We start from the raw sequence: 228 nt of genomic DNA, 5'->3' as shown, positions 1-228 counted from the left end.
AGGCGCCGGTCTCGGTGATGGCGAGGCTACCCAGCGCACCCGCACTCGGGGTGCCGTTGCCGGCCAGGAACTTGGCTTCATCGGCGCCATCCACGTCGGTCACGCTCAGGGTGCCGGTCTCGGTCAGAGTCGGCTTGGCCTCATCTTCGGTGACCGCACCGCTGTCAGTGCCGCCGATCACGGCAGAGTCGTTGACGCCGGTGATGGTGATGGTGACGGTGTGCTCGG

At 67.5% G+C, this 228-nt stretch carries 1 protein-coding gene; it reads right to left on the bottom strand.

Annotated elements, in window-relative coordinates; translation table 11 throughout:
• The coding region (locus KW824_RS20850) for a VCBS domain-containing protein (protein WP_218410913.1) at positions 1 to 228 on the bottom strand (228 nt) is incomplete at both ends.

Origin of the sequence: Aeromonas sp. sif0611 (assembly GCF_019218845.1) — a bacterium.
Classification (GTDB): domain Bacteria; phylum Pseudomonadota; class Gammaproteobacteria; order Enterobacterales; family Aeromonadaceae; genus Aeromonas; species Aeromonas media.
This window is presented reverse-complemented; position numbering and strand designations above follow the sequence as displayed.